We start from the raw sequence: 21,128 nt of genomic DNA on the forward strand, positions 1-21,128 counted from the left end.
TACGACTAGTGATCCGCCACTGCGTGACAACGAAGTGCGGGTGATCGCCGGCAAGGTCGAACTCGCCGGACTATCCGGTTGCAATCCCGGCGCGCGCCAGCTCGGTCAAGGTCGCCTGAACCACCCGTGGACGCGCCGCCGTGACGGGGCCGGACAGACCAACGCCGAGGTCGAGGGTCGCTGCCTCCACGGCGATGACGACAAGCTCGCGGGGGAGGCGGCCGAGCGCTCGGCCGAGTGGCACCGCGTCGGGGATGCCGAGGGCATGGGAGCTGGTGGCGGTGGTGAGTTCACGGAGGGCGTCGACAGTGGTACGCCAGACGCGGCCCGGAGTGGACGGTTCGCACTCGACGGCGTCCACAACGACGGCGAGCTCGGCGCCGTCCCACGCATCGAGCAGTCCGGTCGGTTCGCCATCGCGCACGGTGACGAGAACACCGGACAGATCGAGTGCTTCGATGTCTCGGGCCACGGCCGGGCCGATCCCATCGTCGCGGCGAAACTCGTTCCCGACGCCGATAACGACAGCCTGCGACCCAGTCACAGGCGCACCACGTCGAGCGCGAGGAAGTGTGCCGAGCACGAGATACACGGGTCGTAGTTACGGATGGTGCGTTCGCACAGTGCCGTGAGTGCCGCGTCGTCGAGGTCGAGGTGGTTTGTGACGACACGACGCAGGTCGTCTTCGATGGCGGCCTGGTTCTGCGAGGTGGGCGGAACGATGTCGGCGGAGCGGATGATGCCGTCTGCGTCGACGTCGTAGCGGTGATACAACAGACCCCGTGGTGCTTCACTCACACCGTGACCGGTACCCGCCCGAGGAGTGACGGGAACGGCTGCGCGCGCGGGTGTTTCGTAGTCTTCGATCAGCTGTAGCGCCTCCTCGATGGCATAGACGACCTCGACGGCGCGAACCAGGATGCTGCGGAACGGGTTGCGGCATTCACTGCCCAATCCGCTATCGGTGGCGACCTGACGGGCTATCGGCGACAACCGGGTGGAGTTGAGCGTGTACCGGGCCAGCGGTCCGGTGAGGTAGCGGCGGCCGTCGAGGGTCGCGTGCAGAGCGGTCGAGTGCGGAACTTGACCTTCGGCGACGTGGTCGGCGAATTCGGCAGCGGAGAAGGTGAGTCCGGTACTGCTGTGGATATCTCCGGATTCGATGGCATACCGGTGCGGGTGGGAGACGGCGAGCAGGTCGTGGTTAAGCTCCGCGTCCGGAAATTCGAGGCCACCAGCCCAGCGCGCGGTGTGCACGGCGTAATCCAGTGCACGGCGCAACTGTTCGGCCAGTGGTGCGAAATCGGTAGGGGACGGAACGGAGTAGAAGCCGCCGACTCGCACGTTGATCGGATGGATGGACCGTCCGCCGATCAGTTCGAGCAAGGCGTTGCCGGCCTTTTTCATCGCCAGGCCCTGTTCGACGAGTTCACGATGATCGGCGGCGAGGGTGATGGCATCGGGATAGCCGAGGAAATCGGGTAGATGCAGCAGGTAAATGTGTAACGAGTGGCTGGAGATCCACTCTCCGCAATACAACAGGCGGCGCAGCCGCGCCAGGGGCGGGTCGAGCTCGGCGCCGCACAGCTGCTCGAGTGCGTTGCAGGCGCTGGTTTGATAGGCAACCGGGCAGATGCCGCAGATGCGGGCAGTGATGTCGGGCGGTTCGGTGTAGGCGCGACCGCGCAGGAACGCCTCGAAGAAGCGGGGCGGCTCGTAGATGTTCAGCTCGGCACGCTCGACGGCACCGTCGGAAACGACTATCCGCAGCGCGCCTTCGCCCTCCACCCGCGCAAGCGAACTGACCCGCAACTGCCTACTGCGATGACTCATCGTGCCTCCTTTCCGCGAAGGCCGGGGCCGCCGCCGCGACAGTGTGAAACACTCGGTCGACATCGTCGGTGGACATGCCATTGACACTCAGAATCGGCAGCAGCGCACGGATATTCGGAGTCGCCATCGGGCCGAAGCAGCCGTAGCAGCCGCGATGATAAGCCGGGCACAACGCACCGCACCCGGCCTGGGTGACCGGGCCCAAGCACGGAATGCCATGTGCGACAGTCACACACGTAGTACCGCGGCGCTTGCACTCGGTACAGACGCTGGTGTTCGGCAGGTCGGGGGCACGCCCGGCGAGGAAGGCGCACAGCGTATCCAACAGTTGACGACGGTCGATCGGGCAGCCGCGCAGCTCGAAATCCACCGGCACGTGCGCCGAGATCGGTGTCGAGGTGGCCAGCGTCGAAATGTATTGCGGGCTGGCATACACCACGGAGGTGAACTCGGAGACATCGGCGAAGTTGCGCAGCGCCTGGATGCCGCCGTGAGTTGCGCAGGCACCGATGGTGACGAGAATCCGTGACTGCTCCCGGATCTCGATAATGCGGCGCTGTTCCTCCGGTGTGGTAACCGATCCTTCGACCAGCGACACATCGTAGGGGCCGGGTTCGACCGTGCTGGTCGCCTCGGTGAAATGTGCAATATGGAGGCGTCCGGCCAGGCTCAGCAGCTCGTCCTCGCAGTCGAGCAGGGTGAGTTGGCAGCCGTCGCACGAGGTGAACTTCCACACCGCCAAGGTCGGGGTCTTCGTCTGGGAAGTGTTCATCACAGCTCCCGGATCGATAGCAGCGGTTGGGCTGTCGCGTAGTCGACGACCGGGCCGTCGCGGCATAGCAGCAGCGGCCCGAGTTGGCAGTGCCCGCAGCGGGCGACGCCGCACTGCATGTTGCGTTCGAGCGCGATCCGGATGTCGGTTGCGGCGATTCCCTTGCGCAGCAAGGTTTGCGCGCAGAATCGCATCATCGGTTCTGGACCGCACAGGAACGCCGTTGTGCGACCGGGATCCAGTGTGAACCTGGCCAATGGTTCGGTGACGAACCCGACCTGGCCGGTCCAGCCCACCGCCGGATGATCGACAGTCTGCTGCAATTCGACGTCACCGGTTGCGGCCCACTGCTGTTGGTCGTTTCGGAACAGGATGTCGGCCGGGGTTCGGGCACCGGTGATCAGTACCACCCGCCGGTAGTGGTCGCGCGCCGCGAGCGCCGTGAGTACAACCGGCCGCAGCGGCGCCAGTCCGACGCCGCCGCCGACGATCACAAGATCGCGCTCGCGCGCGGATTCGGGGTCCCAGCCGCTGCCGAATGGCCCGCGCACGCCGATCAACCCACCGACCATGGTGTCGTGTAGCGCGCGGCTGACCGCGCCGACGGCGCGGATCGTGTGTTCGAGGACGCCGTCGGCGGCGGCTGGGCTGCCGCTGATTGATATCGCGATCTCGCCGACGCCGAAGCTGTAGAGCATCATGAACTGCCCGGCCCGAAACCGTTTCGCTGCCTGGTGAACCGGTTCGAGCATGAGAGTCACGGTGTCGCGATTCTGTGGGATATGGCCGACGACCCGGTAGGGCAGCATGGTGTCGCCCGGTGCTGGTGTACCCCGCGCGATTGTGGCGCTTGTAGCGGCGCCGCGCTGGCTCATCGGCTGCTTCCTCTGTCGCCGGTGCCGCTCAGTGACGGGGAGGTGTCGCACGGATTGCGGTACAGATCGAGCAGCCGCGCCCGGGTGGCCTGCAGGCGTTCCAGCACAGCCTCGAGTAGCATGCGGTTCAGGGCGCGGCCGAATACTGGGTCCAGGTCAGCGAGTTCGGCCAGTCGCGCTGAATCGAATTCGATCGCGAGTACCGGTTCGACCGTGTGTGCACCGAAATGCCACCGGTACGGCGGCATCAGCCACGACCAGCCCAGCAGCTCTCCGCTGCCCAGGGTTTGGACGACGATATCGCCGCGGCCTGGGACGTGCGCGTCGAGCCTGACTCGGCCGTCGCGGATCAGCCAGCACCGGTCGGCCGATTGCCCCTCGGTAATCAGCTGCCACCCGGCGGGATAGCTGACGTCGCGACCGGCATCGGCGAGTACGGCGAGTTCCGTTGCGGTCAGTGACGCCAGCTGTGCGAACTGCGACAGTTCGTCAACTGCGGTCATTGGTGCCCCCTTCAGCAAGTGCCGCCATTTCGGCGGTGATGTCGATCTCGGCCGGGCACCAGGCGATACAGCGTCCGCAGCCGACGCAGCCGGAGCTGCCGAACTGGTCGTGCCAGGTGCCGAGCTTGTGGGTGAGCCACTGCCGGTACCGGCTCTCGCCGGACCGCCGGACACTGCCGCCGTGCTGGTAGGAGAAATCCAGTTCGAAGCAGGACACCCAGCGTTCCCAGCGTTCGGCGTGGTCGCCGGTCAGATCGGTGACGTCCTCGGTGGAGGTGCAGAAACAGGTAGGGCACACCATCGTGCAGTTGCCACATGTGAGACACCGAGATGCCACGTCCTGCCACTGCGGCGACTCGTGGGATTCGCGAAGGACGGTGGGCAGGTCGGCGGCCGGCATCGACCGTCCCATCCGTCCGGCAGCAGTGTCGACCGCTGTCCGGGCAGTGGTGACGTCAGTGGTTTCGGCGGGACGCGTGGTGAGGTGCGCGAGCACATCTGCTCCGGTCTCGCTGCCGATGTCGACCAGGAAGCGATGCCCGGCGTCGTCGATCGTTTCGGTGAGCGCGAGGTCATATCCTTTGGAGACGCCGGGCCCGGTGCCCATCGAGACACAGAAGCACACGCCTCCCGGCTCGGTGCAGTTCACCGCGACCACGAACAGGCCCGCGCGGCGACCGGTGTATCCGGTGTCGGAGTATGTCCCACCGCCGAGTACGCGGCCCAGGATCGCGATCGCGGCGAGATCACACCCCCGCACGCCGATAAACGCAAACCGTTGTGCGGAGTCTTCGGCACGTTGCTCGTTCAGGTCAGGCCCCATCTCCCACACCTTGCGGTGTGGCGGATGCAGGAACTGCTTCCACGAGCCGGGTCCGGCCGAATGCGCGAACACAGCCGCATCGTCGCGGCGCCGCAGCCGATACCGTCCGGGCTCGGTATCCACGCTCCACCCGGCGGGCAGCTGTGCTCCGGACGCAAGGTCGTCCAGCACGATCGCACCGTCGCGCTCCTGCGGACCGATGACCCGATACTCCGCCTCGTGCAGGACTTCTACGAGGCGGTCCAGTCCCGCGCGGTCGATCACCATGGTGTCGCCAGGCTTCATGAGGCCCTACCTTTTTCTTGTGCCCCCGAACGGGTTTGATCGGGGTGTGCGAGCGGGGCAGGGATGGCTTTCATGATGGCTGCACTCGATGGCACAGGAGGCTCGGCCCCCTGCCCCGCTGCTTCTTCCTGACTGCTGATTAGGGACTGCGATATCGAATCGCTATGTAGGGCAACGACGGCGGGAAGCGGCTGCACGGTGCATAAGACACAGTCGTCGTGGAAGGGAGAGTGTTCGTGGCCGTCGCCGTGGGCATCGATATCGCCAAAGAAATCCATTGGGCCTGCCTCAAAGTCATTGGGACCGGCAAACTTCTGAGTAATCATAAGGTCGAGAACACTCCGGCCGACATTGCCGATCTGATCGACGAAATCGGGACTGCCGCAACTGAACACGGTCCGGCGACAGTCGGGATCGACGTGCTGGGGGGGATCGCGGCGTTGATCGAGGCGATGCTGCTCGAAGCGTCCATTACCGTGGTGCATGTGTCGGGGTCGGCGGTCAACCGGGCCCGCCGCGGCACCGTCGGCGGCGAGCACAAGAGCGACCCCAAAGACGCCGCGGTGATCGCCGATCAGGTCCGCATGCGCGATGACCTGCGACCGATAATCGGGCAGCGCGAATCCGACATCGACCTGCGGCTGCCGGCCGGGCGCCGCAGCGAGGTCGTCGCCGACCAAACCCGACGAGTCAACCGGTTGCGAGACCTGCTGACCTCGATCCATCCCGGGCTCGAACGCGTCGTCGACCCGACCGGCAAGGCCGGAGCCCATCTGCTGACCCGTTATGTCACCCCGGCCGAGATCCGTGCCGCGGGCCAGCGCCGAGTGCTCGCCCACCTGCGAAGAGCCGGTCACCTCCGCGAGACCACCATGCAAACGCTGGCCACCACAGCCGTTAGCGCCGCCCAGGCCCAGCGCATCACGGTACCCGGCGAAACCGTCGCCGCTGACCTTATCCGCGGCCTGGCCACCGAAATACTCAGTGGCCGTGAGCAACTCAAAGCCATCGACGACAGGATCGAGGTCATCCTGCACGACCACCCTGACGCAGCCCTCATCCGCAGCCTGCCAGGGATGGGGGCCACGCTCACGGCAGAATTCCTGTCCGTCACCGGCGGCATCGACCGCTTCGTCACCGGCGACAAACTCGCCGCAGCCGCCGGGCTGGCGCCAGTGCTCAAACAATCCGGCAAGGTTCGCTACCTGCAACGCCCGACCGCCGGCGACAAGGTCCTCAAACGCGTCTTCTACCAATCCGCGTTCATCGCGATCAGCCGCGACCCGGCCAGCAAAATCTACTACCGGCGCAAACGAACCGAGGGCAAAGCCCACCACCAAGCCGTCCTCGTGTTGGCCCGCCGCCGCGTCAATGTCCTGCACGCAATCCTGCGAAACCGCCAGCCCTACCGGGCTGCCGACCCCGCTTCCGCTGCTTGACAAACGCATTAGAGAGCCCTACCGATCGCAGTATTTGTACGATGTCGAGTCTTGTGAGCGGATGCCGCTGGGACGAGGGCCGAAGGTCACCACTCGCGTCGGCAGATGCCCCGAGCCAACGGCCACTGTGCTCGAGACTGGCCGGTGTCGAAGGCGACCTGCGGTGGAATCACAGATGACCAGGTGGAGCTGCGGTTCGCGGGGACAAGAGGGTCCCGCTCTCAGGTCGGGCTGGCGGCGACCAACAGGGCCGCGGATACGCCGACCAATGTTCTGATCGCTTGGGAACCGATCAGACCGGTGTCGATCGAGTTGCTTCGGCTGTGGCGTCGGCGGCGGTTTGCGGTGCGCACTCGCCGCCTAGTCGGAGCACGGTAGCCAAGCCTGCGGCGAGGCATTCGGTCAGGGTCGCGAGGTCGGGGATCGCAGCAGTGTCCGCGTTGACCGCGACGTAGCAGGTTCCGGCGTACGAGGTCAATGTCACGTTGACGGCTGTGCCGATGGTGGGGCCGAAAGCGTACATACGGTCGATGCGCGCCCCGGCGATATAGAGGAGCACCGGGGAACCCGGGACGTTGGAGGCGACAAAGTCGACATGTTTGAGCATCTCGGTGACCAGTCCGACCGGCAACCGGTTGAACGCCGCCGCGACAGCACCGGACAGCGGTATGGCCGGCTCGCGGCGCCAACCGCCGACCACGGCGTCCACGGCGCACATCAAGTCTTCGGTCTCGGCGATGTCGACCGGCACCGCGAAACGAACGAGCGTGATCCGGTTGCCGCCGAGTGGATCATCGGCTGTGCGAAGACTGATCGGCATGGTCAGCCGTAGCTGGTCGACCTTCGCCCCGTGCCGGTCGTGATACCTGCGCAGTCCGATGACCACCGCGGTCAGAAAGGCATCGTTCATCGTGCAGCCCACAGCGCGCGCGGCGCGGCGCATTTGCTCGATGGGTGCATCCAACATCGCCAGTCGGCGACCGAGACTGCGTTCGATCATCACCGGCGACAGCGTCGCGGTAACGGGCTTGGCCAGGCGGACCACCGAGGTCGCGAGCGCGGCGCTGTCACGTACCACCCGCGCGGGATGAGTGACAGCTCGCCACGCGGTTTGCGGTATCGCCCGGATACCACCGCGAAGCAGATCCGAACCGACCGACCAGTTCCAAGCCACGATATCGCGCAGCGCGCCGTCATGGTCGTACGGCGGCTCGGGCGGATGGCCGCGATCGGTGCCTGCACGATCGAAATCGAGCAGCGCTGTGGCGATCTGAATGCCGCCGATACCATCAGTGAGGCTGTGGTGCACTGTCATCACCAGCGCGCATCCCCCACCCGACAAACCGCTGAGCAACGTCGAGCGCCACAGTGCACGAGCCGGATCGAAGGCGGTCATCGCCTCGGTGCGTGCGAATTCGAGTACCGCGGACCTGGTCGCCGGTTCCGGCAGCACAACCCGTCGCAGGTGCCAGGACAGGTCGAAGCCCGGATCGAGCGCCCACCTGGGCGGGGCGAGACCGAACGGCGCGGTGACCAGCCGATGCCGCAACCTCGGCACGAGGCGGGTGCCGCGATCGATTGTCTCCACCAAGCGATCCCAGTCCGGATCGGTATCGAGGATCAGAACCGAGACGATGGTCGAACGCAGAATCGGATCCCGCTCCATGTTCCACGAGAACAGGTCCGATTGCGACATGTGAGATTCGCGAGGGCCCATCGCCTGCTGCCTTCTTCTTCGCTGTTGTACGTCGTACCGCTTCGCTTCTGCTTCTTCAGACCTCCACGGTGTGGCTCGGTTCCGCCGAGAGTGTCGCGCGGATCTTGTCTTCCAGACCGTCGATCGCCGCACGCGATGATCAGGCATCGGCCCACGTCACTTCCCGCCCAGCCGAGCAGCCTGTGTGGGCCCGAAGGGCGGCACGCCGGGCGGTATCCATACCGTTAAGCCTGCTCGGTCCCGGCCGAAGGCAACCGATCGCGAAGACCTTTATGTCGAGGCCCTTCGTCCTCTCCCTGGACCGCTGCCGGGCCAGGAATCACCGGCGGTCCGGGGGTTCCGCTGTTTCGCCGCGTGTTTCGGCCAGCGCGCGACTCCTCATTCGGCCATTCTGAGCACCTGAACGAACTGCTGGTCGCAGGCCGAGTGCGCGTCGCACGATGGCCGAGCCACCCTCTACGGGCTCGACGCGGTCCTCATCCTGCAATTCGCGAAGGAGGACGAGGCACTGTTCACGCTGGCGCGCAACCCGGCCGACAACCCCGCGACGAGTCCAGCCGGACCGTGGACATCGAGGACGACGACGTACCCGCCTCCTGCGAATGGGGCCCGCACACGCGGGTCTGTCAGTTTCTGTCCGCTTTGGACGGACCCTCGGCCTGGGACTCCGTAGAATCGAATGATGACGTTCCTCCGGAAGTGCGAGGAACCTCCCGACCTCAGCAAGATCGAGAAGCGGGCATCGTCGGTCGCCCAGATGCTGGTTGACCGCATCGTCGCGACTCCAGACGCGGAGGCGTTCCGATTCCCTGACGGCGAGGGCTGGACCAGCGTGTCCTGGCAGCAGGTCGGTGACCGAATCAACATCCTCGCCGCCGGGTTGATAACGCTGGGAGTCGAGGCTCAGGACCGGATAGCGCTTGTGTCGTCCACACGGTATGAATGGGTGCTCGCCGATTTCGCCGTGATGTGCGCCGGTGCGGCCACCACCACCGTTTACCCCACCACCAACGCCACTGGCGTCACGTTCATCGTCGCCAACTCTGGCAGCCGTGTCGTTATTGCCGAGAATCAGACCCAGGTCAACAAGCTGATCGAGCACCGCGCCGAGCTGCCTGACGTACAACAGGTAGTGATCTTCGACGGCGAGGGCGACGGAAACTGGGTGATCACTCTCGACGACCTCGAAGAGCGCGGGCGGAAATTGCTTGCCCGATCGCCCGATGCGGTAGTCGACCGCATATGCGGGATCCGGCCCGAGCATCTGGGCAGCATCATGTACACCTCCGGGACGACCGGCACCCCGAAGGGGGTTCGGCTACCGCATTCCGCATGGACGTACAGCGCCGCCGCGATCGATGCCCTGAACGTTCTCGGCCCGGACGACCTGAACTTCTTGTGGCTGCCGCTGTCCCACGCGTTCGGCAAGGTGATGTTGGCGCTGTCACCGCTGATCGGCTTTCCCACGGCAATCGACGGCCGGGTGGACAAGATCGTGGAGAACCTTGCGATGCTGCACCCCACCATCGTGGGGGCCGCCCCCCGCATTTTCGAGAAGGCGCATGCGCGTATCGAGGGCATGGTGGCCGAAGAAGGCGGGATCAAGAAAAAGATCTTCGACTGGGCGATCGGGGTGGGCCTGAAAGTCTCACGTGCCACACAGGCCGGCGAGGAGCCGTCGCCGCTCGTTTCATTGCAGCACAAAGTTGCGGACAGGCTGGTGCTGTCCACCATCCGTGAACGTTTCGGTGGTCGGCTGCGGTATTTTGTTTCGGCAGCGGCCCCCTTGGACCGCGATGTCGCGCAGTGGTTCGACGCGATCGGCATCATCGTGCTCGAGGGCTACGGCCTGACCGAGACCGCCGCCGCCTCGTTCATCAACCGCCCAGGTGCATACCGATTCGGTACCGTCGGCAAACCGTTCCCCGGCACCGCGGTCAAGATCGCCGAGGACGGCGAGATCCTGCTCAAAAGCCCGGGTGTGATGAGCGGCTATCACAACTGCCCTGACGCCACCGCTGAGGCTTTCGACGCGGACGGCTGGTTCCGCACCGGCGACATCGGCGAGATCGACGCCGATGGCTTCCTGCACATCACCGATCGCAAGAAAGACTTGTTCAAGACCTCGCAAGGCAAGTACGTTGCGCCCTCCGCGATTGCCGCGGCGTTCAAGGGACTCTGTCCGTATGCCGGAGAATTCATCGTCTACGGAGAGACACGACCCTATTGCGTCGCCTTGGTCGGTCTCGACGCCCAGGCCATCACCGAGTGGGCCGGCAAGCACGGCCTGGCCGACATGCCGCTCGCCGAAATCACGCGGGACGAGAAGACCCACGACGTGATCGCCGGCTACATCGATGACCTGAACGCCCAACTCAATCGCTGGGAACAGATCAAGAAATTCGGCATCATCGACCGCGAACTGTCCGTCGAGGCAGGTGATCTCACACCGAGTATGAAGCTGCGCCGCAGAATAGTCGTCGACAGTCTCGCGGACCGTATCGACGCCCTTTATGACTGAATATTGCCGATGAGCGTGCAGATCGGGTCTGAGGAAAGGCGGGATGCGACCCCAACGGCGCGTGGGAACCGGATTTGCAGCGCAACGGCGACGCGATGAACATAGCCTCGGCATTGAACAGATTCGCTCACCGACCGTCCCGCCCTCGGCAAGTTGGCCTGATCGACCAGCTGGGAGCTAACGGCCGCGGGATGTTCGGTCAAACTAGTGCCCAAAACCCAGTGTGATCTCTCCGGGTACGTCCTCGATCGTCGTCACTGATTGGGCACTGAGTGTGAGAACCAGTGCGCTAACACTGTGGCTAGCTGTGATGTCCTCAGTCACCGGCGGGCACCCGTCATTCGCGGCCGCCTGAACCACCATTGGTGCTTGCCCCATCGCTACGACCCACCCGCCCAGCGAAGCATCTCCACGTCGTTGGCGCCGTCCCCGACGGCGAGGGTACGACCGGTGGGAACACCCAGTTCGATACGCAATGACTACAACGCCGACGCCTTGCTGACCCCGGCTGCTGTGACGTCGAGGAATGACTCTTCCGGGTATACCCAACATCTCAACCCAGGAGGTGCGAACCCCGTGTGGGCGGCGCGGTCAGCGTGGCTACCGTCGCAGCACAGCGTTCCGTCGATATCTAAAGCCACCAGGAGAGGAATCTCCGGGTGAACAACCGAGCGTTGATTAGGGCGTGGCACCGGAGAGTATTCAGGCTGCACCGGTTAGTTGTAGCAGTTATGTCGTTGCGCCTCACCGAATCTCGTCAACCGGGGGTGCTCTCGCCGCCTTCCCGAGGCCATGGACCGATCGGTGAAACTGCCATTCAGTTGGTCGACAGTCGCTTTGGTTGCGCACGGACGTGATCCCGGTCCAGCCGTGTCTTGTGGCGACCTTGGGCGCGGCGTGTCCGAGCTGGTCTTCGAGTTCCGCCTCACGTTCGCCCGCGTCGAGGACCTCCTCGAGGATGTGGACGGCCTGGATATCACGCGATGCACTCATGCCCACAGCACGGCCCACCACACCGACATGTTGCGGGTCATCGAACTGGAGTTGTGGCCCCGCATCGACCCGTAGCGCCTCCGCCCGCGCCCCCAGCAATCCTGTCGGCAGATCTCGTCTTCAGTCCAGCGGTCGTTGTCGAGATGTGCGGTGCTACCGGCGCCGAGGGTGAATTCGGCGCCGAGTTCTCCGGTTGCCGACTTCGGTTGGGTCGAGGGGCGAAGAGACACTGCGGTGGCCCCCGCCACGGAGTCGCGTTACGTACAATCTCATTGTGCGTATGCACAAGACAGGTTCACTGGTTTGTTGCGGATCGACGCTAGCGGGCCGAGGTGTGACCCACGCATCATTGCTCGTGACACCCCGATCCGGGGAAGGACCATGCTCGACCAGCTTCGGCTGGGCCTGAGCTGACCAGGAGCACAGCCGATGAACACACAGCATATCGACTACGACACCGCCGAAGGAGTCGACGTCCTCATCGTGGGCGCCGGAGCATCTGGCGGGGTGGCAGCACTCGAGTTGGCCGGCAGAGGCCTCAAGGTCGTGTGTCTGGAGCAGGGAGACTGGAACCTGCCCGACGACTTCACCGGCGACAAACCGTCGTGGGAGCTCACCCGTCTGAAGCAGTGGAACTCCAGCCCGAATGTGCGCCAGAAGCCGGCCGACTATCCGGTCGACGCCACCGAGAGCCCGGTCGAACCGCTGATGTTCAACGGCGTCGGCGGCAGCACGATCATGTTCTCCGGGCACTGGGTTCGCGCGATGCCGTCGGACTTCCGGGTCAAGACACTCGACGGCGTGGCCGAGGACTGGCCGTTCACCTATGAGGATCTGCAACCGTTCTACGACGAGGTCACCCACCATATCGGCGCGTCCGGGCTGGAGGGCGACCCCGCCTATCCGGATCCGCACACCTTTCCGTTGCCGCCGCTGCCGATCGGCAAGTACGGTGCGGTCGCGGCCAAAGGGATGGACAAGCTGGGCTGGCACTGGTGGCCGGCACCGAATGCCATCGCGTCGCGCAACTTCAAGAACCGCCCGGCCTGTCTGCGCTACGGCGCGTGTGAATCCGGATGCCCAACCGGCGCCAAGGCCAGCACCGACCTCACACACTGGCGTGACGCGATCGCGCTGGGTGCGGTGCTGATCACCGGTGCCCGGGTCAGCCAGCTCACCGTGAACGACCGCGGCCTCGTCACCGGCGCCGAGTACATCGACCGCGACGGGAACCTGAAACACCAGGCGGCCCGGGTGACCGTGATGGCCGCGAACGGTGTAGGCACACCGCGCCTGCTGCTGAACTCGACCTCGTCGCTTTTCCCCAACGGCCTCGCCAACTCCTCTGGGCTGGTGGGCAAGCGTCTGATGACGCACCCGTACGCCTCGGTATTCGGCGCCTACGACGAAGAGCTCGAAACCTGGCTCGGCCCGGCAGGACAGGCGCTGCAGTCGATGCAGTTCTACGAGACCGACACCGACCGCGGTTTTGTGCGGGGCGCGAAGTGGAACCTGATGCCGACCGGTGGCCCGCTCGCCCACACCCTGTGGGAGCGGGGCGAGGACTGGCGTGGGGGTTTCGGACCCGCCTTTCACAGCCGCCTCGAGCGCACGTTCGGGCGCTACACCGAATGGGGGATCACCACCGAAGACCTGCCGGACGAGCACAACGCGGTCGTGCTCGACTCGGACGTCACAGACTCCGACGGGATCCCGGCCGCGAAAATCCGCTACACCATCGGTGAGAACTGTGAGCGAATGCTCAAATTCAACGTGGAGCGGGCGATCGAGGCGCATCAGGCCGCCGGGGCTGTCGAAGTCCACCCGATCCCAGTGGTACGCCACAGCGCCTGGCACCTGCTCGGGACGGCCACCATGGGCACCGATCCCGCGACCTCCGTCGTCGATCAGTGGGGTCGGGCACACGACGTACCTAACTTGTTCATCATCGACGGCAGTGTCTTCGTCACCTCCACGGGCGTGAACCCGACCGCGACCATCATGGCGATTGCCCTGCGCTCGATGCGACACCTCGCCGACACCCGCCACAGCATCCAAACCGCGTTTTAAGGACAGCATGATGCTCGATTCCGACCAGCGCCGCACCTTCGCGCTTCTCGCCGACACACTGATTCCCGCGTCCGGCTCCATGCCCTCGGCGAGCGCCGCCGGAGTACCCGACGCGTTGCTCGACCAGGTTCTCGGCTACCGGCCTGATATCGCAGAAGTATTCGCCGACGCCGTTGCCTCGTGCACCGGCAAGGACCCCGAAGCCGCTCTCGATGAGCTCGCCGCGCACAAGCCCGACCAGTTCGAGGCGCTGACGGTGCTGGCGGCGGGCGCGTACTTCCTCAGCCCCGCCGTGAAGGCCGCCATGCCGTATGCCGCGGCACCGCGTCCGGCCCGCGATGACATGGATTCCTACGTTGATCTTCTTGCCAACGTTGTCGAGCGCGGCTTCGTCATCCGCTGATCAAGCCCGTCGTGGCTGAAACCACAACCTCCAAACCTGCCCCGGGTCCAGCGAAAGGCAACAGCAGTGAGTGAAAATCACAGCGGGCGTGAAGAATCTGTCTCCACCATCGAATCGGCCACCATCCAACCGATTCCGGTCGACCAGCGCCACGGGCGTAACCGGGACATGTTCACGATCTGGTTCGGAACCAACATCATGATCCTGTCGGTCGTCACCGGAGCGTTGTCGACGACCCTCTTCGGGCAGCCCGCCTGGTCGGCCGCGCTGGCGATCATCGTAGGAAACCTCTTCGGTGCGATCTTCATGGCGCTGCACTCTGCTCAGGGGCCGCGGCTGGGTGTTCCACAGATGGTGCAGACCAAGGGCCAATTCGGTTCGCTGGGATCGATTCTCATCGTCGCAGTCGTTGTCTGCATGTACCTCGGGTTCTTTATCTCGATTCTCGTCTTCGGCGGGGAGTCCCTCGCGTCAGTCATACCGTTCCTGAACGGTAAGGCCGGCATCGCGGTGCTCGCGGCGATCAGCGTCTGCGCGGCCATCTGGGGTTACACCCTGATCCACGCCTACGCGCGCATCATGACGTGGGCGTCGGGGCTGGTTCTGCTGATGGCGTTCATCTGGGCGTTCATCGTGCACCCGGTGCCCGCTCACTTCTTCAGCACGGGCACCGCGACGCTGGCCGGCTTCCTGAGTACCTTCGGGGCGTGTGCGGTGTGGCAGATCGCCTATGCCCCATACGTTTCTGACTATTCGCGCTACCTGCCGGCGAAGACGGGCTCGAGGCCCGCATTCTGGATGAGCTACTGGGGCACCAGCATCGGCTCGATCCTGCCGATGTGCCTCGGGGCAGGCGTCGGATTGCTGTTCCCCGGCACCAACCCGGTTATCGCCCTGACCCAAGCCACCGCCGGGATCAGCGTCGTGGTGGTTGTGGTCTTCAGCATCGGAGTCGCCGCTACGAACGCGATGAACCTGTACTGCGGCACGCTGTGCACGATCACAATTGCGCAGACGATTTTGCCGCGCTTCAATCCACGTGGCCGCGAACGTGCTTTGATCGCCACCGGACTATGCACGCTGGCCGTGTGTGTCGCGCTCACCGCGGGCAGCGACTTCGCCGCGACCTACAACAACTTCCTGGTTCTGCTGCTGGGTTCGCTGGTCCCGTGGACCGCCGTGAATCTGGTGGACTACTACCTGGTCCGGCATGGGGACTACGTCGTCGAGGACTTTTACAAGCGCGACGGCGGTCGCTACGGCCGGGTCAACTGGCCTGCGGTCAGCTGCTACGTCATCGGTGTCGCTGTACAACTCCCGTTCATGATCATCGGAACCGAATTCATCGGACCGATCGCCAAAATGCTTGGCAACACAGATATCTCGTTCATCGTCGGATTGGCTGTCGTTTCACCGCTTTACTACTTCACAGCCACGACTATTGCCCGCCGCAGCAATCGTTCCGCCGTACTTGTCGCCTCGGCGGTGGAGCAGTGCTAGGGACCCACTACACGGCTTCACCCGCAGTGGCTCGTCGGCTTGGTCGTCGTCGGTCCGCCGTATTACGTGGCCGCACGCGTGTTCCGGAAGACCACCTGCCCTGCACCAGTTTGCTTCCGGAACCAAACATGGAACCGATCACGCAACCGGCATGAACCACCCCACCGCTGCGTGACCGAAACGAAGAACCTACCTACAGGCGCCGGACCGGGCGCAGAAAGTACAGGCGAATGATCATGGCATCAACTGAAATTGGGCGATTCACCGTTCGGCGTTCCGCGCCGGATCAGACCCCGGTCGCTGACGTGCCGCCCGCGGGCCACTTCATCGGGGGATCGTTTGTCCAGGGTTCGTCCACCGAGGTCATCGACGTCATCGATCCGACCACGGAAAAAGTCCTTGGATCCGTCCCAGCAGGAACCGTCCTGGATGTCGATTCGGCCGTGGCGGCGGCCGTCGAGGCTCAGAAATCGTGGGGCGCCACCACACCGAAGGAACGATCCGAGGTGCTCTCTCGGATCGCGGACATCGTAGAAGCCAACCGCGAAGTACTCGAAGTGCTCGAGTCCGCGAATACCGGAAAGCCCGGCAGCGTCGCCGAGGACGATGTCTCCAGCACCATCGACACGTTCCGGTTCATGGCGGGGGCGGGGCGGACGATGACTTCCCTGGCCGGTGGAGACTACGCGCGGGGACACACTTCGGTCATTCTCCGCGAACCGGTTGGAGTGGTCGGGGTGATCACGCCCTGGAACTATCCGCTGCTGATGGCTGCCTGGAAGATCGCCCCCATTCTTGCCGCCGGAAACAGCGTGGTGCTCAAGCCCTCCGAACAGACGCCGCTGTCGACACTGAAGCTGGCCGAGCTAATCGCCGGACACATCCCCGACGGGATCGTCAATATCGTGACCGGCCCGGGCCGGACAGTGGGACAGCGCCTGGCCGAACACCCCGACATCGCACTTGTCGCGGTGACGGGAAGTGTTCTCAGCGGCCAGGCAGTCGCAGAAACTGCCTCACGTTCGGTCAAACGCGTCCACCTCGAACTCGGTGGCAAAGCACCCGTCGTCGTCTTCGCCGACGCCGACCTCGGTGCGGCCGCGGCCGGAGTGCGTAACGCCGGATTCTGGAATGGGGGCCAAGACTGCGGCGCGGCCTGCCGGGTGCTGGTGCACGAATCGGTGGCGGAGAAGTTCACCGAACTCCTGGTTCAGGAAGTCGGCAGCCTGGTAGTCGGCGCGCCGGCCGCCGGGGACGACGTCGAAATCGGTCCTATGATTTCCCGCCCGCACTTCGAGCGCGTACGGGACTCGCTGGCCGAGGCGACGGCGGCCGGCCTGCACGCGGCCATCGGCGGCACGGTCATGGACGGCCCCGGCTACTTCATCGAACCGACCGTGTTCAGCGGGGTACCGGCCGGGGCGCCGATCACCCAGCAGGAAATCTTCGGCCCCGTCGTCACGGTCGAATCGTTCAGCACCACCGACGAGGCGGTTGCGAGGGCCAACGAGACACCGTACGGACTCTCGGCGTCGGTATGGACCCGGGACGCGGGCCTCTCCCTCAGCGTGCCCAAGCGGCTTGACTTCGGCACCGTCTGGGTCAACTCGCACCTCGTGTTGGCAAACGAGGTGCCGTGGGGTGGGTTCAAGGGATCGGGCTACGGGCGCGACCTCTCGCTCTACGCGCTCGATGACTTCTCCCGGACCAAGCACGTGATGATCAACCACAGCGAATGAGCCCTGGATACCAGCATCGGAGCCGGAAGTGACACCGCAGCCTCACCGGGCCGTCCCGGTGAGGCTCGTTGCGTCGGTTCCTCCCCTTCCGTTCGGCACCGCGGTGCCGTGGGCCGGCTGGGGCCGCGACCATTGCGCAACACCGGTGTTCGGGCCCGTCACAAATGCTCGGCGATCGAGGGATAGGGGGAGCATCGCGCCGCGCCCACGTGTGGAACTCAGCGATGCCGTGCCGATGAGACGGCACTGAAGCTCCAGTCCACAGAAAATTGGAGCGGGGTCCCCGGCACTGCCGGGGACCCCGCTCCGTCGTTCCGGGCGGGGTCAGCTCAATAGCGGGGCGCCCGCCGCAGCGACCGACTCGCGGGCCGAACCGGACACCATCAGCGAGACCAGGTCGAACACGACGGTAGCCGCTGCAACACAGGTTATTTCGGCGTGATCATAGGCCGGTGCGACCTCGACGACATCGGCGCCGACGACGTTCAGCCCGGTTAACTGGCGCAGCATCCGCAGCAGCTCGCGGGAGGTGAGGCCACCCGCCTCGGGTGTGCCGGTGCCGGGCGCGAACGCGGGATCGAGGACATCGATGTCGATCGACACATATACCGGAACGTCACCGACTCGACGTCGAACCACGTCGACGGCCGCCTCGATGCCCATGACGTCGAGGTCGCCGGCGCGGATGATCCGGAACCCCATCCGCGCGTCGTCGTTCAGGTCCGCCTGATCGTAGATCGGCCCGCGGATACCGACGTGAATGGAGTGATCCTCGACGAGCAGCCCTTCCTCGAACGCCCGGCGGAAGATCGTCCCGTGGGTTACCGGCTGGTTGAAGTACGTATCCCACGTGTCGAGGTGGGCGTCGAAGTGCACCAGGGCGACGGGACCGTGCTTTGCGTGCAGCGCACGAAGATTCGGCAGGGCGATGGTGTGGTCGCCACCGATTGAGACGATCCTGCGGTCCCCGCCGCGGAGGATCTCGCCGGCATGGTCCTCGATCTGCTTGCAGGCCTCGGCGATGTCGTACGGGGTGACCGTAATGTCGCCGGCGTCGACGACCTGGACCTCTTGGAGCGGCGCGACACCGAGTTCGACGTGGTAGCCGGGGCGCAGTGTCCGGGCGGCCTGACGGACACCGATCGGGCCGAACCGGGCGCCGGGCCGGTACGAGGTGCCCCCGTCAAACGGCACTCCGAGGATGGCGATGTCGTAGTCGCCCACCTCGTGGATGTCGGCTATGCGGGCGAAGGTGCCCTTCCCCGCATAGCGGGGAACCTCGGTAGCGGGAAGTGCACCGACGAGGGTGTCTTTGGGTTGGGGCATGTCGGTTGTCTCCTATGTTCGACGTGGTGGATCAAATAGGGGTGACGGCCTGGGGTTTTCGGTTCGAGGATGGTCCGATGCGGACACCGATCGGCGGACGCCCCCCGCGCGGAAGCTCATCGTGGTCAACACCAGCTACGTCAGCGGCAGATGATCCTGGCTGATCGCCGTTCCTGCGCCGAGCGCGGTGGCGTGCATAACTTCGGGGAGGGAGGAGATCGTGGCGGCAGTCCCTGTCGAGAATGCGTGGTGTACCGGAACCAAATGGTGAATACCATGACGCCCGAGGAAGAATTCCTCCCGGAAACGCTGTCACGGGGAGGGGGCGACAACGGCCTGGGCGGTCTGCCTCCATCGATCCGGACATCCACCGACACCGGACCGGTGGATGATGGTTTACCTCCTCCGCCGACGGATAGGATCGTGATCCTCCCCACGTAGGCGAGGACGACGTCGCCGGAATCACCCTGGGTCCACGAAGCTTGCGACGAATATGGTGAGGTGACCGGGTACTGGCCATTGGGGCTCCTGGGCTGCGTCAATACATGGCGCGCAGAGTGCTGACGTCCATCAGACTGCCTCGGACTCGCGCCTGGGCGCGAGTAGCAAAGACGCAAAACTGATCGTCCTGTCCTATTCGATCGCACAAATGGCTTGGTCACCGGCGCTTACGATGTGATCGTGGCAATAACTATCGGCGAGCTCGCAGAGATCCCGCATCTCCGACTCGATGTGCACTCCGGAGCGGCAGGTCTCGGACGTGAAGTCGCGTGGACACATGTCACCGATCTCCCTGAACCCTGGCGCTGGGTGACTGGCGGTGAGTTCCTCATGACCAACGGTATGTCGTTTCCGAAATCAGCGAAAGCGCAGGCCGACCTGGTGCGACAGCTCGCCGCGAAAGGAGTGGCCGGCCTCGGCATCGGCGAGAACATGTACTGCCCGCCACTCACCAGGGCGGTTTCGACGATCAGTGACGAACTGGGGTTTCCGGTGTTGTGGATCCGGTATCCGCTGCCCTTCGTCGCCATCTCGCGGGCCGTCGCGGAGGCCACCCTCCTCGACCAGTCGCAACGGCTGAGTCGCACGGTCCGGATGTATGACCTGATCCGCCGCCGCACCGCTCACGGCGCCGACCCAGCAGCCCTACTGTCAGCGCTGGCGCGCGAGCTGGGATGTGAGATCCAGGTATGTGAACGCGCGACCGGCAAGCCGTGGTTCCCGGACTCGCCGCCGCTGGATCCGACGGTCAGCGACGCCATCGCGGCATTGTCGGACTCGTCGAAGAACGTGGCCGGCGGAGCATACGGCCTTCCGTCCATCGGTGATCGCGCGGCCATGCTCACCGACATCCCTAGGCACGCGGGGGCCGCGTTGGTCGCGCTCAGCGATCCGAATGTCGGCGTCGACCCGATCCAACTCCAGCACGCGGCCACCGTCGTAGCGATCGAGCTCTCCCAGACACGGCTCATGCTCGAACACGAGCGGCGTTACAAGTCGGGATTGCTCACTCAGATGCTCGAAGGGCGGATGGACATTCCCGCTGTCGCCGATCAGCTCGCCGAACTCGGCCTGGATCCGGCCTCCGCGGTGCTCATCGCCGCCCGCAGCGACGACGCGAATCGCATGCTGGACCTGCACAATTCGTTGTGGCGGCGTTCGCTGCCCGGTCTGTGCCGGGTCCGCATGGACACAGCCGATGTTCTGGTACCCGATGGCCCCGACACCGAGGCCGTGCTGATCCGAGCGCTCGGCCCGACCGCCCGGATCGGAGTAAGCGGGACAATCAGTTCGCTCAGCAGGTTTCAGGATGCGGCCCGGGAGGCTTCCTGGGCGTTGTCGATCGCGGAACGCCGGGGAACCGTCGTGTCTCGGTATGGCAGCGCCGTACCTTGGATCGGCCTGTCCGACGTGGCCGACGCGCAGACCCTGGTCGACCGCGTCCTGCGGCCGGTCCTGGACTACGACGAGAAGCACCAGTCGCAACTCGTCGAAACCCTCGACACATTTCTGCAGAACCAGCGGTCGTGGCAGCGAACTGCGCAGGCCATGCACATCCACCGGCAGACGGTGATGTACCGAATCCGGAAGGTGGAGGCGCTCACCGACCGCGACGTGGCGGACACGAACTCACTGGCAGAGCTATGGCTGGCCGTGCGGGCAACCGAGCTGCTCTCAATTCCCAGGGCCGAGACAAGTCCGAGTAGACATCGGAAGTAACCCGCGTGGATCATCCACCACGATCCGGGGCCACCACTCAGCCACGCCGCGACAATCTCATCCGAATGGCGGCCTGTCCGACCCGGCCGACCGCTGAACGCAGGTGCGG

Annotated in this window: 17 protein-coding genes; 8 read left to right on the plus strand and 9 right to left on the minus strand. The window is 64.9% G+C overall.

All coding sequences use genetic code 11. The features are described from left to right. Positions 1-70 precede the first annotated feature (70 nt). From LKE06_RS17595 to LKE06_RS17620, 6 genes are read right to left on the minus strand one after another with little or no spacing between them, the layout of a single operon-like run. Positions 71-544 carry a hydrogenase maturation protease gene (locus tag LKE06_RS17595; protein WP_228000303.1) on the minus strand — a complete coding sequence of 158 codons (474 nt, stop codon included), beginning with the start codon at positions 542-544 and terminating at the stop codon, positions 71-73. Further along, on the minus strand, positions 541-1,833 hold the full coding sequence (locus LKE06_RS17600; RefSeq protein ID WP_228000305.1) for a Ni/Fe hydrogenase subunit alpha: 1,293 nt from the start codon (positions 1,831-1,833) through the stop codon (positions 541-543). Before LKE06_RS17600 ends, LKE06_RS17595 begins: the two co-directional genes overlap by 4 nt. Continuing rightward, entirely contained in the window at positions 1,817-2,605 is a 789-nt protein-coding gene (locus tag LKE06_RS17605) for an NADH-quinone oxidoreductase subunit B family protein (RefSeq protein WP_228000306.1), read from the minus strand. Before LKE06_RS17605 ends, LKE06_RS17600 begins: the two co-directional genes overlap by 17 nt. Then, positions 2,605-3,480 (minus strand): FAD/NAD(P)-binding protein, encoded by an 876-nt coding sequence (locus tag LKE06_RS17610; RefSeq protein ID WP_372477375.1) that lies wholly within the window; start codon positions 3,478-3,480, stop codon positions 2,605-2,607. The genes LKE06_RS17605 and LKE06_RS17610 overlap by 1 nt, the downstream gene beginning before the upstream one ends. Continuing rightward, positions 3,477-3,983 (minus strand): Crp/Fnr family transcriptional regulator, encoded by a 507-nt coding sequence (locus tag LKE06_RS17615; RefSeq protein WP_228000308.1) that lies wholly within the window; start codon positions 3,981-3,983, stop codon positions 3,477-3,479. Before LKE06_RS17615 ends, LKE06_RS17610 begins: the two co-directional genes overlap by 4 nt. Further along, on the minus strand, positions 3,970-5,091 hold the full coding sequence (locus tag LKE06_RS17620; protein WP_228000310.1) for a 4Fe-4S dicluster domain-containing protein: 1,122 nt from the start codon (positions 5,089-5,091) through the stop codon (positions 3,970-3,972). The genes LKE06_RS17615 and LKE06_RS17620 overlap by 14 nt, the downstream gene beginning before the upstream one ends. Before the next feature lie 236 nt (positions 5,092-5,327). Between LKE06_RS17620 and LKE06_RS17625 the strand changes: the two genes are divergently transcribed. Further along, a complete protein-coding gene (locus LKE06_RS17625) occupies positions 5,328-6,530 on the plus strand; it encodes an IS110 family RNA-guided transposase (protein ID WP_228000312.1) in 1,203 nt (400 codons plus the stop codon). 292 nt (positions 6,531-6,822) lie between these two features. On the opposite strand, the gene LKE06_RS17630 is transcribed toward LKE06_RS17625, so the two are convergent. Beyond that, complete coding sequence (locus tag LKE06_RS17630) at positions 6,823-8,226, minus strand: wax ester/triacylglycerol synthase domain-containing protein (protein ID WP_228000316.1); 1,404 nt, start codon at positions 8,224-8,226, stop codon at positions 6,823-6,825. Between the two features lie 703 nt (positions 8,227-8,929). Between LKE06_RS17630 and LKE06_RS17635 the strand changes: the two genes are divergently transcribed. Then, positions 8,930-10,768 carry an AMP-dependent synthetase/ligase gene (locus LKE06_RS17635; RefSeq protein WP_228000318.1) on the plus strand — a complete coding sequence of 613 codons (1,839 nt, stop codon included), beginning with the start codon at positions 8,930-8,932 and terminating at the stop codon, positions 10,766-10,768. 380 nt (positions 10,769-11,148) lie between these two features. On the opposite strand, the gene LKE06_RS33235 is transcribed toward LKE06_RS17635, so the two are convergent. Next, positions 11,149-11,244, minus strand: a complete 96-nt coding sequence (locus LKE06_RS33235) for an HAD family hydrolase (protein ID WP_228000319.1) — start codon at positions 11,242-11,244, stop codon at positions 11,149-11,151. 421 nt (positions 11,245-11,665) lie between these two features. Between LKE06_RS33235 and LKE06_RS17645 the strand changes: the two genes are divergently transcribed. The 5 genes from LKE06_RS17645 to LKE06_RS17665 all read left to right on the plus strand — a co-directional run bounded on the left by LKE06_RS17645 (position 11,666) and on the right by LKE06_RS17665 (position 17,473). Continuing rightward, entirely contained in the window at positions 11,666-11,836 is a 171-nt protein-coding gene (locus LKE06_RS17645) for a hypothetical protein (protein ID WP_228000321.1), read from the plus strand. A 354-nt stretch (positions 11,837-12,190) separates the two neighbouring features. Continuing rightward, complete coding sequence (locus LKE06_RS17650; RefSeq protein WP_228000323.1) at positions 12,191-13,831, plus strand: GMC family oxidoreductase; 1,641 nt, start codon at positions 12,191-12,193, stop codon at positions 13,829-13,831. Between the two features lie 10 nt (positions 13,832-13,841). Beyond that, positions 13,842-14,234: a gluconate 2-dehydrogenase subunit 3 family protein gene (locus LKE06_RS17655; protein WP_228000325.1), complete on the plus strand. Its 393-nt coding sequence runs from the start codon at positions 13,842-13,844 to the stop codon at positions 14,232-14,234. 66 nt (positions 14,235-14,300) lie between these two features. Continuing rightward, a complete protein-coding gene (locus LKE06_RS17660; protein ID WP_228000326.1) occupies positions 14,301-15,734 on the plus strand; it encodes a purine-cytosine permease family protein in 1,434 nt (477 codons plus the stop codon). A gap of 236 nt (positions 15,735-15,970) precedes the next feature. Next, on the plus strand, positions 15,971-17,473 hold the full coding sequence (locus LKE06_RS17665) for an aldehyde dehydrogenase family protein (protein WP_228000328.1): 1,503 nt from the start codon (positions 15,971-15,973) through the stop codon (positions 17,471-17,473). Positions 17,474-17,797: 324 nt separating this feature from the next. Here LKE06_RS17665 and speB read toward each other — a convergent pair whose 3' ends face one another. Continuing rightward, the gene (speB, locus tag LKE06_RS17670; protein WP_228000330.1) at positions 17,798-18,799 is read right to left on the minus strand and encodes an agmatinase; all 1,002 of its coding nucleotides are present in this window, start codon (positions 18,797-18,799) and stop codon (positions 17,798-17,800) included. Positions 18,800-19,480: 681 nt separating this feature from the next. On the opposite strand from speB, the gene LKE06_RS17675 reads away from it, so the two are divergent. Further along, positions 19,481-21,019, plus strand: coding sequence for a PucR family transcriptional regulator (locus LKE06_RS17675; RefSeq protein WP_228000332.1), 1,539 nt, complete (start codon positions 19,481-19,483; stop codon positions 21,017-21,019). The last annotated feature ends 109 nt before the right edge of the window (positions 21,020-21,128 follow it).

Origin of the sequence: Nocardia australiensis (genome assembly GCF_020733705.1) — a bacterium.
In the GTDB taxonomy this organism is placed as follows: Bacteria; Actinomycetota; Actinomycetes; order Mycobacteriales; family Mycobacteriaceae; genus Nocardia; species Nocardia australiensis.